Raw genomic sequence first — 14,225 nt, forward strand, 5'->3', positions numbered from 1 at the left:
TCCCACTTTCAAGAGTGTAAATTATTTAATTCGCGATCCTTAGTTGGCAGTACCAACCTCAGCCGATCGTCTGCTATTGTAGAACGGGCTGGAGAGCTCGGATCGGGATTCAATTTAAATGCGTAGCAGCTTACGATCGCAATTCCCAATTACCCAGTATATTTATCGCTCGACTATTCGATCGAGCTTTTCCTTAACCAACAAGTCTAACAACGAGCGCAACACAAACAAACCACCGAATCCCGAAACCGCAAAAGCGGAGATCGCCCCCGTTTGATATCCGCCCACTAGCAGCACTGCACCCGACAAAAAGACAAAACCAGTCAAACAAGCGAAAATTAGAGTTTTCAGGGCTAAATTAATGCGTTTCAAGGCTCTTTCGCTCTCTAGATTTCGCACTCTAATTTGCAGTTCGCCCTCTTCAATTCGCTGCTCCAAACGGTTGAGATAAACTTGCGATTTGCTCGGCTGTCGTAACTTATATGTAATAAAACTTCGCGCTTGCCTTGCCAATTCTCCGATCGCATTTCCCCGCCCCTTGCTCACCGCAATACTCTTGACAAAAGGCTGAGCGGATGCTAGGAAATTGTAGTCAGGGTCGAGAGTTCTAGCAATGCCGTCGAGAGTCGTCACGGACTTGACAATAAACATCATTTCTGCAGGCAAGCGAAACGGTTGCTGCTCAAACATGATGTAAAGTTCGTTCTTAATTTCATTAAAAGCTTGAAAGTCGATCGGCTTATCAATAAACTTATCCAACAGAAAAGCAATCAACCTGCGTACCGGCATCATATCCGGCATCCGCTCAACTAAGCCGATCGTAATTAAAGTATTGAGTACCTCGTCAGTATCCTTTCTCATCACAGCAAAAAACGTTTTGACCATTTGGTCTTTAGCCAGAGACTTCACCTCCGCCATCATCCCAAAATCGTAAAAAATCAAGCTACCATCTTCTGTCACCGCCAAATTTCCCGGATGGGGGTCAGCTTGAAAAAAACCGTCAATTAACAACTGTTTCAAATAACAGCAAATTCCAAGTTGATTGAGCTTCACAATATCGACTCCAATCGCCTCTAAACTAATGCGGTCGTCCACCTTAATCCCTGGTGCGTATTCTAGAGTTAGCACTTTTTTAGTAGTGTATTGCCAGTAGACTTTGGGGACAATAATCTGAGGATATTCTCGAAAATTTTGGCTAAAGCGATCGGAATTTTTACCTTCTTGCAGGTAGTCAATTTCTTGATATAAAATCTTAAAAAACTCGTGATAAATAGATTCTAGGTCGTACTTGCGCGTCCCAGGCAAATAGCGATCGCAAAAACGCATCACTTGGCGCACCGCCTTGACATCCAAATCAAATAAACTTTCCAAACCGGGACGCTGCACCTTTACAATCACATCTTCCCCGGTGTGCAGCCTTGCTTTGTGTACCTGTCCCAGACTCGCAGCAGCCAGTGGCGACGGGTCAAAATCGCGGTACAAAGCATAAATATCCTTGCCTAACTCTGATTCTACAAGAGCGATCGCCTCTTCGGAACTAAACTGAGGAACCCGATCTTGCAACTGTTCGAGTTCCTTGACATACTCAAGCGGCAGCAAATCTGCGCGAGTCGAGAGAGACTGCCCGATTTTAATAAAAGTCGGGCCTAAATTCAGCAAAGTATTGACCAACCAATGAGCGCGAATTCTTCTAGTTTGAGGCGAATTATTTTGCAGCAGTGCGTCCCACCACAAAAAAAACATAAACTTTCCCGCCGCTGCAAAAATGTCTATTTGCCGTGCCAGTGGCGAATATTTAGAACGTTGCCAACGCAGGGTTTTAGGTGCAGCTTTTGTGAGCATAATATTGGCGATCGAATTCCATGCACCGTGACAATTTTTAGGGACAATCCAGGACGCAGAAACCGGCTTGTACGAAAAGACGGGTTGCAGGCCTTTGAAACAGTTAAAAAACTCAGTTTCTTTGGTCTATACTGCGTAATACAGCGGATTCCAGGTTTATAAAGTACACCCCAGAAACCGGGTTTCTTCTGGATTTCTCGCCAGAAACCGGTTTTATTCAAGAAACCCGGTTTCTCTGTACTTTACTTACCTGGAAAGTGCTGTATCATCTCCGGCTATACAATTATAATTAAGTTCATAGTAAGTAATGCCAGTCCTGATTAATTAATAAATAGAGGACAGTCGTACTCACTAAAAACACGCGCTAATTACTGCCCAATAACCAGACATAATATCAGTCCTGGGTAAAATCAGCAATCGAGAACCGGCAATTTAGACAGCAACCAAACAAACAATTCAAAACAGAGGACTTGGTAGTGTTTACAACATTTCCAAATCTCCCTCTTCTGGCAAGTCTTGTCGTTTCGCCTGTTCGCGGCCAATTAAGAGCAGCTTCTCAACCGAACTATTCTTCTACATTACAGAGTTCCGCTGCAAATAGCGGCAGAGTCAGAGTAAAAGATGTGCGCCACAAATTGTCAGCTTCTAAACTTTCTGCCGGACAGCTAGATACATCAATAGTACCATTCAAGTGCTGCACTAAACACTTTACCAGAGCCAGCCCCAAACCCGTACCGGCGATAGCTTGGTCAGTAATGCCAGTGCCACGGCGGAACTTCTCAAAGATGTGGGGCAAATCAGCCGCAGAAATGCCACGCCCGAAATTAGAAAGGCTCAGGACAATATAACCGACTGCCTCAGACACTTCCAAAACTACCGCCGTTCCAGAAGCAGAGTATTTTCCAGCATTCGTCAGCAGTTCCAGCAGTACCCGATTGAGAATGTCCGGGTCAGTTTCCCAGCAAGGGGTCAATTTGGGCAAATCCACCTTAAGAGTCAATTGCTTATCCGCCCACTGTTTTTCAAAATCCCTAACTAAATCTTGAAATAAACGGTTGAGATCGATTTTGATTAGAGAAATTGGGACTTGCTGAGGCTCAAACTGCTTGAGGGCCAGCAAATCGTTAACCAGAGCAGTTTCCTTAGAACACTGCTGTTCTAGAATGTCGAGATACTTAGTCCGATTCGCTGACGGCTGTTCAGCTTGTTTGAGCATCAGAATCGCCAGCTTCATGATTGTTAAAGGGGTACGCAACTCGTGACTCAGAGTGCTGAGAAACTCGTCTTTAACCACCTTCAATTTCCGCATTTGCTCTAGCTGATTGGCAGATTGTTCGTACAGTTTCCCCTGCACGTCGAGACTTTGCTGCAACTGAGCGTTTCTGTCTAAGACTACGGTTTGCAATTCCTTAAGCGTTTGAGTTTGGATCATCATCTTGCTCGCTTGAGCGCTGACTGATTCGAGAACTTCTAGTTCTTCCGGGTTCCAAGTGCGCGGCTTCGAGTGCTGCAAAACCAAGAAACCCAAAACTGTTTCGTGGCAGCTACCGCCCGTGATGGGAACCAGCAGCAAGCCGCGAATGCCTTGGAGTTTCAAAATTTCTGTGGCTACTTCTTGTTCTTTGGCGATTAATTCGCCTGCATCAGCGAGGGCTAGGGGTCGGGGCGCACTGTGGAATGCTTGGTGGCACAAATTAGATTCTGACAGCCAAAAACCTGGATAGTTATTTGGTTTTGAGTTGGGGATTTTGGATGGGGACTTAGCAGTTTTATCCTTGTTTTTTCTTCTGGATGTTGAGCTTTTTTTTTCGACTGCGCTTTGTGTTATTGCCTGTTTATTTGGATCTTTTTTTACAACCGATTCGCAAACTAATTCGACTTTCGCTTTGGGAGTTTGATTGGGGGAGCGAGTTGTAAATAGAGGATCTGTATATTTCAATAGGAGGATTTGGCCTCTATCTACTTCCATGGTATCGACGGTATTTTGAATAACTTGCTGCAATATTCGATCGACTTCTGAATTGGTGCCGAGCGAGACAGCAACTAACCTGAGTAGATTTTTGTATTTAGCTTGTCGCTGTAACTGTTCGTTTAAGCTGGCAATTTCTTGAGTTTTTTGAATGTGAGAAATCGCGCTGCCGATCGCATCTGATGCTGCTTCCAGGCGCTGCTGATCGGCTACCGACCACTCGTAAGGTTGCGACTTACCAACAATTATCATGCCATTTACAGTCCCTCCAAATCGCGCAGGCCCTGCCAAAATTGCCCGAAAAGGCAGCGGAGTCGCAGGGGAATTGGGCGATGAAGCTGCCGGAATATCAAGATAGTCGGATATCACCACTATCTCTCCGTTTGCTAGGACGTTTGCCCAAGCGGGATGTTCGAGTGATATGCTAGGCGGTTTTAATCCTGTAGTTTGGGGGTGTTCCGGTGTTTGAGTCGAATCGGCAACATCCGCAACATAAGGGAGATTGCTCCAATTTTGCCAGTAAGCGTTCGGATGTACTACTTTCTGGTCAACCACAGCAGTAACCAAACAGAAATCTGCCCGCCATGCAGCCCCCAAAGTATTGGCTATTTGCAGCAGCAGGAGTTCTCGATCAAAGCTGGTGGCGAGAATTTGGCAAATTTGTCGCCCGAGAAGGGCAGGATCGACCTGGTACTGCATAAGACGATCCAGAAATTTTGGGACTGAGACTGATTCTGCGATTTGCGGTAAATGCAATGTGCAAGACTCTGACGGCGATCTGTCGATCAAAGTAAAGTCTTGATTTCTCTGGCGATCGATCATGGCAACCAAGCCTTTATTCTAAGATGTTTAAGCCGACTACCGCTGCAACAAATATAGAACCTCTCCATAACTGTCGGCTTAACCATTATGAGTCTGCTTTCTGTGTTTGTGGAGCCGATCGGCGGGTGACTCGATATGTAAAAATATACCCAGATATGACCGAGTTCTATTTTCCTGTTTTCTACGCTTGGATCTGTACGGGATGAACTTTGCCATCCTTGACCGGATGATTATCAATCCCATTCCCCTAATTTTGACCCCCTCGCATCCAGGATACCCGCCACGTGATTCATCCGTCCAAAAATCAAAAACCTGTATCCGATGAAACTTGCCCCCGAATTGATCTGTGGGGTCGCCTCTAAAATCTAAAATCTAAAATCTAAAATCGATTGACGGTTATTAGTAGTATGAATCTTTTCTAGAGACCGCTTAGTGACACCCATCTTCTCACTGTGTGATGTTTCCTATTTAAGTTTGTGATACTAGCAAATTTTTATTGTGATACAAATCCGCCGATCTAGTAACGCCGATCGCAAAAATTCAAAATCCCCAAATTATCACTCATAACGCCGGCTGAGAGTTTCCGAGTTTTGACTCAAAAACTCATTTTTCACAACACCTAGAGCAGCGCGGCGAACTCTCTTGTTAAATTTATTTATTTTGTGCTTCCTGTTGGGCTTTATCGCTATTTTGGCGATAAAGTGCCGTCCGGTTCTGAGCTGTGGTGTAGCGGGGATGTTTGGAAGGCACGGCTGCCATCAAATCGGAAGCTTGCTGCCACTTAGCAGCTACGACTAACCAATCCTCGCGAGATTGAGCGGTTTTGCCCTCGGTGGCTGCTTGTTCGGCTACTCGCACTGCTTGTGCAAAAGAGTCACCAGCAGAATTAACAGTCTCCTTAGAAATTTTCACAGCAGGTTTTGCCTCCGAGGGAGGAGCACTGGCAACTGCTTGGGTGCTGGCTTGTTTAGTGTTTGGCACTTGGGAATTAAGTCCTTTGTAGATGGCGGCCGCTGCAGCGAGCAACAGCACGCTCAAGCTGATGCCGCCGACGATACCGCGCTGAAATTGTTGCGGTTGCTGCATCGATCGAGGTATAGCCATTCTTGGCAAAGCCCGCTTGCCTCCCACAGCTTGTCGTTCGTGATGGGCTGTGGCTAAACGCTTGAACAAATTCGGCTTTCGGAGTTTAATTTCTTGAGACCACAACAGTTGATTTTCGGGATCGCGGCTAATTTCTTCCAGCCACAGCAGTTGGTGTTCTCGGACAAGCCGGCTGTTGATGTTGACTCGGCGAATATTGTGGGGCGAAATGCGTTCCAAAATTGCTCGGACTCGATCGACCAAACTAGACTCTTCGAGCAATTGGGGCGTTGCAGCTTCGCACAGCAGTTGCAACACCCCGTCTGCAAACACAGCTCGGGCCCTGACCCCTACCTGTGCCAGTTCGTCATTAAGGATTTGAATAATCGATGCAACCGAACCCTCGCGAGCTTGTCGAGCAATGTCATCTATTGGATTTGCCATAAAACTATGTTGACGCTTAGCAACTGTTAATTGTTAACCCAAAGTCTCGGATCTAATTTTTATTCATACAGGTTATCACTGACACTGCCAGGTTAAAATGAACAGATGCAAATCTTGCATACCGATCCACTTAAAATTATCACCACAGCATCGAGCGAGGCTAACAGGAAATAAACTATGGGTAAAGTAATTAGCGGTCAAATTTTTGTTGTAGACGACAACATCGATACAGATCAAATTATCCCTGCCGAATACCTGACCCTGGTTCCCTCGAAGCCGGATGAGTACGAGAAACTAGGCAGTTACGCGATGATTGGGTTGCCCGATCGCTACGGTAAGTTTATCGAATCCGGCGAACAGAAAACCCAGTATCCGATTATCATAGCGGGCGAAAATTTTGGCTGCGGTTCTTCGCGGGAGCACGCTCCGATCGCTCTGGGGGCTGCAGGTGTCACAGCGGTGGTAGCTTTGTCTTACGCGCGCATTTTCTTTCGCAATTGCTCGGCTACTGGCGAATTGTACCCGATCGAATCAGTCGAGCGGCTTTGCGACTTGTTTGTAACGGGCCAAGAAGTGACGATCGACTTTACAGCAGAGGTAATTGTCAACCACACTCTCGATCGAACTTTCTCGCTCAAGCCGTTAGGAGAAGTAGGGCCAGTAATAGATGCCGGAGGGTTGTTTGACTACGCGCGCCAAACCGGAATGATTGCGGCTCGCTCTTAACTTTTAAACCCCCTGCAATGTCAGGGCTGTTTCGGGGCAGCCACGGGGAGTAGGGGTCGGATTGCCCCTACAGAAAACGATGATTTTGACTCTTGTAGTGCTACCCCTACTCCCCGTGCCTACCCTCCCCATCCACGATTTGCTCGTGTTTCAGAGATTGGGGCAGCCACGGGGGGCAGCCCCTACAAGAGGATGAAACAGCTCTGCCTGCAATGTAAGGTGGACGCCTGGGCGCACCTTACGAATATCTCCCTCCTCAAACCCCTGCAATGTGGGGTGAGTGCCAATTTTCTCAAATCGAGTCAATAAAATTCAATAAAATACGTTGGTGAGCAATCCCAAAAGGTCGCACATCTCCTGACTGCTCAGAAAAGCATTTGCCGGCCCGAATCTGCTGGGGTGTCAACAACTTCATATCCCAACCCTCAAGCAAAACTAAATCCTTGACATCCGCACTAAGTTGTGCATAAAAAACGTGGCGAACAACATCTTTTTCGACATCACAACAGAAAAAAGAAACACTTGCAGGAGCATAGCCAATTTCCTCTGATAATTCCCGCACTACAGCAACTTCCGGCGTTTCCCCCGGTTCCAAGTGTCCGCCAAACAAAGCCCAATGTCCGGGATACCTGATATGAGGAATATCGTCTCGCAACTGACAGAGAAACTTGCCGTCTTGGTACAAAATCGCGATCGCAACGTGAATTTTATTCATTTGTTAAAAAGCAGAAAGAAGGAAGAAGGAAGAAGGAATAAATTGCTGTAGGGGCGGGTTCACCAACATCTGTAAAACCCACCAAAAATCTAGGTAAACCCGCCCCGACCATAATATTATGGTTAATGAACTTTGAGGATAAATAAACAGATCCAAATCGCCCAAGCGCAACTATAAACCTTTGATTTTTATGAAATAGAATCACTTAATGAAATAAATTATAGCGGTTCTCAAGCGTGGTGAAATATGGGGGCGAACCCTAGGCCCACGGCTCCCTATGACCACCTCATGTTACTGAGAAAGGCTATAGCATCTTCCTATTTTTATTGAGTTGCCGCTGGAGTGCGCTTTAATTGTTCCATTTCCTCAACATAAACTTCACCTAAATCTTTTCCGGCCAAATCCTTCAGAGTAATACTCTTGTAGCGGACTTCTCCCTTCAGCAATACTTCATCGCCAAGCTGGGGCAACTCTTGCTTGGTTAAAATCCAAATACTGCCAGTACCATCCTCAAGTTGATAAGCCGCAGTCCCCACAAACGGAGCGCGATTTTCCACCTTTCCCCGGAGATAAACTTCACCATCGACTTGTCGCTTTTGTTGAATGTCGCCAATGCTAGCAACATTAAAACCAAGATTAAGTTGAGACATGGGTAAATTGCCGCAACTGAAAAAACCGCTGGCGAGGATTAGCGACAAAGAGCTGGTACAGAATCTTTGAACCCAAACTTGCTTAATTGCAGTAGTCATTGTCAACTGATTTGAGATGTGAGATACGACTTACTTTAACAGAATCCCCAGAATCGATCGCAAGTAAGAAATTTCTCTAGTGTAGTCCTTGGCGGGGATTAAGCTAAAATCTAAAATCATCAGCCCCTAACCCAGAGTCTACAATGGATGCCAAAACTGCTCAAATACTAGATGGCAAAGCTTTAGCGACAAAGATTCAAAGCGAGCTGAGCGATCGAGTCCGCGCCCTACAACCCAAAAAGGGTCGTCCTCCGGGACTTGCGGTGCTGATGGTAGGGGACAACCCAGCTAGCGCAGCCTATGTTCGCAATAAAGAGCGAGCCTGCGCTAAAGTTGGGATAGCTTCCTTCGGCCAGCATTACCCAGCCAACGCTACTCAAGCCGAACTAGAACTTGCAATTCGTGCACTCAACGAGGACGATCGAGTAGACGGCATTTTAGTTCAATTACCGCTACCAGAACACTTAGATGCAATTGCGCTGCTGTATCAAATTGCCCCCGATAAAGATGCTGACGGACTTCACCCTGTAAATTTAGGCCGTCTCGTGCGCGGGGAGCAAGGTTTGCGGAGTTGTACTCCCGCCGGAGTGATGCGGTTATTGCAGGAATACCAGATTGATTTGAAAGGAAAAAATGCCGTTGTTTTGGGACGGAGTATTTTGGTGGGTAAACCGATGGCACTGATGCTATTAGAAGCCGATTGTACTGTTACTGTAGCTCATTCGCGATCGCAAAACCTAGAATCGATTACCAATCAAGCCGATATTTTAATAGCCGCAGTCGGCCGCACAGAAATGATTACAGCTAACATGGTTAAACCTGGATCAGTAGTAATTGATGTCGGTATCAACCGCGTCGTCAATCCAGACGGTACGAGTCGTTTAGCCGGAGATGTTGATTTTAATGCGGTTAAAACAGTAGCCGAATTTATCACACCGGTGCCGGGAGGAATCGGGCCGATGACTGTTGCTATGCTTTTGGAAAATACCGTTTCGAGTTACAGCATCAAGTAGTCATTAGTCATCATTACAAATACACTTAACGTAGGGTGCGTCGCTTGCAGAAAATTTCCGTAAAAAATCGAGTTTTGAAGAAGCGACGCACCATACAAAACAATTAACGTAGGGTGCGTCGCTTGCAGAAAAATCGCGTGAAAAATCGAGTTTTGAAGAAGCGACGCACCTGACGATGTTCTCGAATTTGAATATTTGCGATCGCGACGCACCCTACGGCTTGATAGCAACAACGCGAATTCGGCGATAATCTGCAATCCAATTACCATCGCGGTACAACGCCGATCGCAAACGCTCTTCAACTGCGTTAATTACCTGCGATCGCACATCATCAGACAACCCCGACAAAAACCCGCCAGCAAACATCTCAATCCAATTTACCATACCCGCGCTGCCACCTTCTAGGGGAGTCGGGCGATCGAACAAAACCGCATAACCCACATCAAATCCCTGCTTTTCCAAAAGCCCAGCATACTCGCCAATACTCGGAAAATACCAAGGATTAAGCGCTTCAGGCTCAAGCGGGCCAATTTCTGACAAAACACTCAAAAGTGCCCGGACGATCGCCCCCACGTTCCCCTTACCGCCAAACTCAGCCACAAAACGCCCTCCCCGCTTCAGCGCTTTTTCCACACAATCGATCGCAGCATCCGGCTGTTTAATCCAGTGTAAAACCGCATTAGAAAACACAGCATCTAACGGCTCTTCTACTTGAAAACTCCTCGCATCTGCGACAGAAAAGTTAATGTGAGGATAGTTAACATTTGCCGTAGAAATCATCGACAAAGATGAATCAATCCCATACACAAAAGCCCCACTTTCAGCAATCTTTTCAGTTAACTGTCCCGTACCGCAACCTAAATCTAAAATACGTTCACCAACCTTCGGAGCCAGTAATTTCAAAAGCGATTCGCCGTATTGCCAAACAAAAGCGTGCTGTTGTTCGTAGAGATTTGTATTCCAAGAATCTTGTGTCATCATAACTACTCTAAACCTTTCATCTCTCTCTGTGTTCTCTGTGTACTCTGCGGTAAAAAAAAATCCTTATTCACAAAACCAACCAACTTATTTGTTAGCGAGTTGGGCTATCGCACGTCCCTCGATGCGGCAAACCCTAATATTTTCCAAAATCCGCGCTCCCTGCTTTTCATAAAAAGCAATTCCCGGTGCATTTGCAGTATTAACAGTCCACTCAATCCGCCCGCAATTTGTGGACTCAGCAATTTGTGCTAAATACTTTAACAGCGCTGTACCGACTCCCATACCGCGCATAGGAGCTTGCACAAATAAATCATCAAGCCAAAGACACGGCTGGGTCAATAAACTTGAATAGGAGGAATAAAAAAGAGCAAATCCTACCGCTTTTCCCCCAACTTCCGCCAACAAAACCCGCACTAGCGGAGGTTGGCAAAACAACGTTTGCTGCAATTTATCTGCTGTTGCTGCTAAGAAATTTTTAGCTCCATCAAACTCGCTTTTCTGCGAAATAAAATCCACGATTAATTCCAAATCTGCCAGCTCTGCTTCTCTAATTTTGATATCCAAATTAGCCATTGTTTAATTCTCAAATTCGCCTATTAATCACTGTATGAAATATCATCATCAATGTCCAATATATGTTTAACTAACCACTTATACTTTTAAAATATAAATGATGGGGACTTATGGAACTTCGGCATTTGCGTTATTTCATTGCAGTTGCAGAGGAACTGAATTTCACTCGCGCAGCCGAAAAACTGCATATTGCCCAACCTCCGCTGAGTCAACAAATCCAGCATTTAGAGGCAGAGTTGGGGTTTCAACTGTTTCGCCGCACCAAGCGGACGGTGCATTTAACGGCTGCGGGACAGGTTTTTTTCGAGGAAGCCGGGAAAATTTTGCAGCAAGTCGATCGAGCAATTCAACTGGGCCGACAAACCAGTCGGGGCGAACTCGGCCAACTGACGATCGGCTTTGTGAGTTCTGCAGCACACAACGTGGTTCCAGCGATTTTGCAGGCCTTTCGCACTCGGTATCCCGCCGTCAAGCTCGAACTGCACGAACTGACGACAAATGAACAATTGCAGCGCCTCCGGTTCGGGCAAATTGATATCGGCTTCGTGCGTCCTCCGGTTGAGGAAGACGGGATAAATTCTGAAATCGTTTTTCGAGAATCGCTGATTGTGGCATTGCCAGAAACGCATCCGGCGGCCGATCGCACGCATCTTGAATTACGCGAACTTTCCACGGAACCGTTCATTTTATTTCCGCGTTCCCAGGCTCCGGGATTGTACGATGCGATCGTCAGTCTTTGTCAACAAGCAGGTTTTAGCCCGATCGCAGCTCAAGAAGCAATTCAAATGCAAACCATTGTAAGTCTGGTAGCCGCCGAGATGGGAGTGGCGATCGTCCCGGCGTCGATGCAAAATTTCCAGCGCAGCGGGGTTGTTTACAAAGCGTTACCAGAATCAACCTGCATTGTGGCGATCGCTCTAATTTGGCGCAGCGATCCAACGGCGGCGGTGCAGCGGTTTTTGGAAGTCGCCAGACAAATCAGCGGATTTGAGATTTGAGATTGTAAATTTTAGATTGACTGGCAATTTGACAAACTTATCAAAACTCAAAGATTTTCTGTGCAACAACACCCGTAGAATGATTAATTGATGCTCGGAGTTCGAGCAACTACTGCCGTAAAAGTCGGCACGATGCGACCTGAACGGCTCACAATATCCCATATAAATATTAAGTACAAGAGAGCAAGGGATGGTATTGGCAACAGAAATGGGTTCGTCCCAACCGGAATCCTCTTTCGATTTATCTACTTATCTAGTCAAGCGAAAAGAGGCGATCGAGGTAGCTCTCGACAGTGCACTGCCGGTCATCTACCCAGAGAAAATCTACGAAGCAATGCGCTACTCGCTGCTAGCGGGGGGCAAGCGCCTGCGTCCGATCCTGTGTCTCGCTAGCTGCGAACTGGCCGGCGGCACTACATCTATGGCAATTCCGACAGCTTGCGCTTTGGAAATGATCCACACGATGTCGCTGATTCACGACGATTTGCCGGCAATGGACAATGACGACTACCGGCGCGGCAAACTGACGAACCACAAAGTCTACGGCGAGGATATCGCCATTTTGGCTGGCGATGGTTTGCTGACCTATGCTTTTGAATTTATCGCCACTAAAACTCAGAACGTACCCCCCCAGCAGGTGTTGCAGACGATCGCCCATTTAGCGCGGGCATCGGGTGCTGCTGGACTCGTAGGTGGTCAAGTGGTTGATTTGGAATCGGAAGGAAAGACAGATGTTTCTCTGGAAACTTTGAATTACATTCATGCTCACAAAACAGGCGCGCTGTTAGAGGCCTGCGTAGTTTGTGGGGCAATTCTGGCTGGGGCTTCGGCTGCGGATTTGCAGCGGCTGTCTCGTTTCGCTCAAAATATTGGGTTGGCTTTCCAGATCATTGACGACATTCTGGATATTACTGCTACCCAAGAAGAACTGGGCAAAACTGCTGGCAAAGATGTTCAAGCAGGGAAAGTCACTTATCCGAGTTTGTGGGGAATTGAGGAGTCTCGGCGCCAAGCTTCGCAGCTTGTTGCTGATGCTAAGGCTCAATTGGCAGTGTTTGGGAGCAAAGCTCTACCGCTGCTGGCGATCGCCGATTATATTACCAGCCGCAGTAACTAGAAATACTAAACACTATGCAGGAAATTTGCAGCGGCATTTTAAACAATCATGTACTCGTGGTTGCTTTGATCGCTTGTCTGGCGGCTCAGATCATGAAGTTGCCGATCGAGTTGGTCAAAAATCGCAAGTTTAATCTTCAGTATTTGGTAACAACGGGGGGAATGCCCAGCGCTCACTCGTCTTTTGTGGGCGCTTTGGCTGCTGAAGTCGGACAAACGATGGGATGGGAAAGTCCGGACTTTGCGATCGCTGCGATCTTTGCAATTATTGTCATGTACGACGCAGCAGGCGTCCGCCAAGCAGCAGGCAAGCAAGCTCGCATCCTCAACCAAATTATTGACGAGTTTTTTGAGGAAGATCACAACCTTAATGAGGCTCGCCTGAAAGAGTTGCTGGGACACACTCCTTTTCAAGTGCTTGTCGGTTTGGGGCTGGGAATCACTATTGCTTGGATCGCAGGGCCTGCATATTAGTTAACTGTTAACTGTTAACTGTTAACTTTTAACTTTTAAGTATTAGTTGTTGACTGTTAACTGTTAACTAATCACTACTGACCGAATTCTGCTTGCAGAATATCGTCGTTGTCATCGGCGATAGTGGCGACAATAGTGATAGCACGAGAAATTTCTCCGGTCGAGATTTCGGCGATCGTCCGAGTCGATATTACCGCAACTTGATTGTCAACAATGGCAAAATGAGATTCCAAAGTAGACAGCCAATTCATTTCTAGAAGTTTCCGCATTAATTGAGCTTCATTCTTCGCAGGCAACTGCAGTACAAAAGCCCAAACAGTCAAAGTATCATCTTCGGTTTCGCCGGTGAGTTGCACGAACACTTCAACACTGCCGTACTTAAACTTCCAAAGATGTCCGCCAGCTTCACTTTGACCGACCATCACTTTTTGGTCTACAGCCATGCTGGCGATGACAGTTTCAATTTCTTCTGCATAGGTGACGGCTGTGGCTTTTTCGACCTGCTCGGAGGCGATCGCGCTTTCCCTCGATAGGCTTTCTGCGGAAGCTGTTTGTATGTTCGGCTCGCTGGTAGTCATCAGAAATATGGGTTTGAAACCCCGTCCTTTTAGGACGGCTTTACATTGAGTTAAAACATGCAGCGGGGTGGAGGGGTATGGTTGCCCCTCCGATGAGGTATGGTTGCCTCAATCTCCTTTCGGAGTAAAGTTAGCTTCGCCA

Annotated in this window: 12 protein-coding genes and 1 pseudogene; 5 read left to right on the forward strand and 8 right to left on the reverse strand. The window is 46.6% G+C overall.

Annotated features, from left to right (window positions below; genetic code table 11):
- Positions 1-162: 162 nt before the first annotated feature.
- The 3 genes from QUB39_RS25505 to QUB39_RS25515 form a co-directional block, all read right to left on the reverse strand.
- Entirely contained in the window at positions 163-1,842 is a 1,680-nt protein-coding gene (locus QUB39_RS25505; RefSeq protein WP_333211784.1) for an AarF/ABC1/UbiB kinase family protein, read from the reverse strand.
- A gap of 565 nt (positions 1,843-2,407) precedes the next feature.
- The gene (locus QUB39_RS25510; RefSeq protein ID WP_333211786.1) at positions 2,408-4,510 is read right to left on the reverse strand and encodes an ATP-binding protein; all 2,103 of its coding nucleotides are present in this window, start codon (positions 4,508-4,510) and stop codon (positions 2,408-2,410) included.
- Between the two features lie 774 nt (positions 4,511-5,284).
- Entirely contained in the window at positions 5,285-6,160 is an 876-nt protein-coding gene (locus QUB39_RS25515) for a hypothetical protein (protein WP_333057675.1), read from the reverse strand.
- 177 nt (positions 6,161-6,337) lie between these two features.
- Between QUB39_RS25515 and QUB39_RS25520 the strand changes: the two genes are divergently transcribed.
- Positions 6,338-6,886, forward strand: a complete 549-nt coding sequence (locus tag QUB39_RS25520; RefSeq protein WP_333057673.1) for a LeuD/DmdB family oxidoreductase small subunit — start codon at positions 6,338-6,340, stop codon at positions 6,884-6,886.
- Positions 6,887-7,178: 292 nt separating this feature from the next.
- Here the strand turns inward: QUB39_RS25520 and QUB39_RS25525 are convergent, their stop codons facing one another.
- The gene (locus tag QUB39_RS25525; protein WP_333057671.1) at positions 7,179-7,601 is read right to left on the reverse strand and encodes an NUDIX hydrolase; all 423 of its coding nucleotides are present in this window, start codon (positions 7,599-7,601) and stop codon (positions 7,179-7,181) included.
- Positions 7,602-7,924: 323 nt separating this feature from the next.
- Positions 7,925-8,350: a DNA-binding protein gene (locus QUB39_RS25530; RefSeq protein WP_333057669.1), complete on the reverse strand. Its 426-nt coding sequence runs from the start codon at positions 8,348-8,350 to the stop codon at positions 7,925-7,927.
- A gap of 143 nt (positions 8,351-8,493) precedes the next feature.
- Between QUB39_RS25530 and folD the strand changes: the two genes are divergently transcribed.
- A complete protein-coding gene (folD, locus tag QUB39_RS25535; protein WP_333211790.1) occupies positions 8,494-9,363 on the forward strand; it encodes a bifunctional methylenetetrahydrofolate dehydrogenase/methenyltetrahydrofolate cyclohydrolase FolD in 870 nt (289 codons plus the stop codon).
- 213 nt (positions 9,364-9,576) lie between these two features.
- On the opposite strand, the pseudogene QUB39_RS25540 reads toward folD, so the two are convergent.
- A pseudogene (locus tag QUB39_RS25540) lies at positions 9,577-10,350 on the reverse strand (class I SAM-dependent methyltransferase); the annotation flags it as partial.
- A 78-nt stretch (positions 10,351-10,428) separates the two neighbouring features.
- A complete protein-coding gene (locus QUB39_RS25545; protein ID WP_333211792.1) occupies positions 10,429-10,917 on the reverse strand; it encodes a GNAT family N-acetyltransferase in 489 nt (162 codons plus the stop codon).
- Positions 10,918-11,027: 110 nt separating this feature from the next.
- Between QUB39_RS25545 and QUB39_RS25550 the strand changes: the two genes are divergently transcribed.
- The 3 genes from QUB39_RS25550 (at position 11,028) to QUB39_RS25560 (ending at position 13,505) form a co-directional block, all read left to right on the forward strand.
- Positions 11,028-11,915 (forward strand): LysR family transcriptional regulator, encoded by an 888-nt coding sequence (locus tag QUB39_RS25550; RefSeq protein WP_333211795.1) that lies wholly within the window; start codon positions 11,028-11,030, stop codon positions 11,913-11,915.
- A 190-nt stretch (positions 11,916-12,105) separates the two neighbouring features.
- Positions 12,106-13,032 (forward strand): geranylgeranyl diphosphate synthase CrtE, encoded by a 927-nt coding sequence (crtE, locus tag QUB39_RS25555; protein ID WP_333211797.1) that lies wholly within the window; start codon positions 12,106-12,108, stop codon positions 13,030-13,032.
- Positions 13,033-13,046: 14 nt separating this feature from the next.
- Positions 13,047-13,505, forward strand: coding sequence for a divergent PAP2 family protein (locus QUB39_RS25560; RefSeq protein WP_333057662.1), 459 nt, complete (start codon positions 13,047-13,049; stop codon positions 13,503-13,505).
- A gap of 74 nt (positions 13,506-13,579) precedes the next feature.
- Here QUB39_RS25560 and QUB39_RS25565 read toward each other — a convergent pair whose 3' ends face one another.
- A complete protein-coding gene (locus QUB39_RS25565) occupies positions 13,580-14,083 on the reverse strand; it encodes a YbjN domain-containing protein (RefSeq protein ID WP_333057661.1) in 504 nt (167 codons plus the stop codon).
- Positions 14,084-14,225 lie beyond the last annotated feature (142 nt).

The organism is Microcoleus sp. AT8-B5, from assembly GCF_036705565.1.
GTDB lineage: Bacteria > Cyanobacteriota > Cyanobacteriia > Cyanobacteriales > Microcoleaceae > Microcoleus.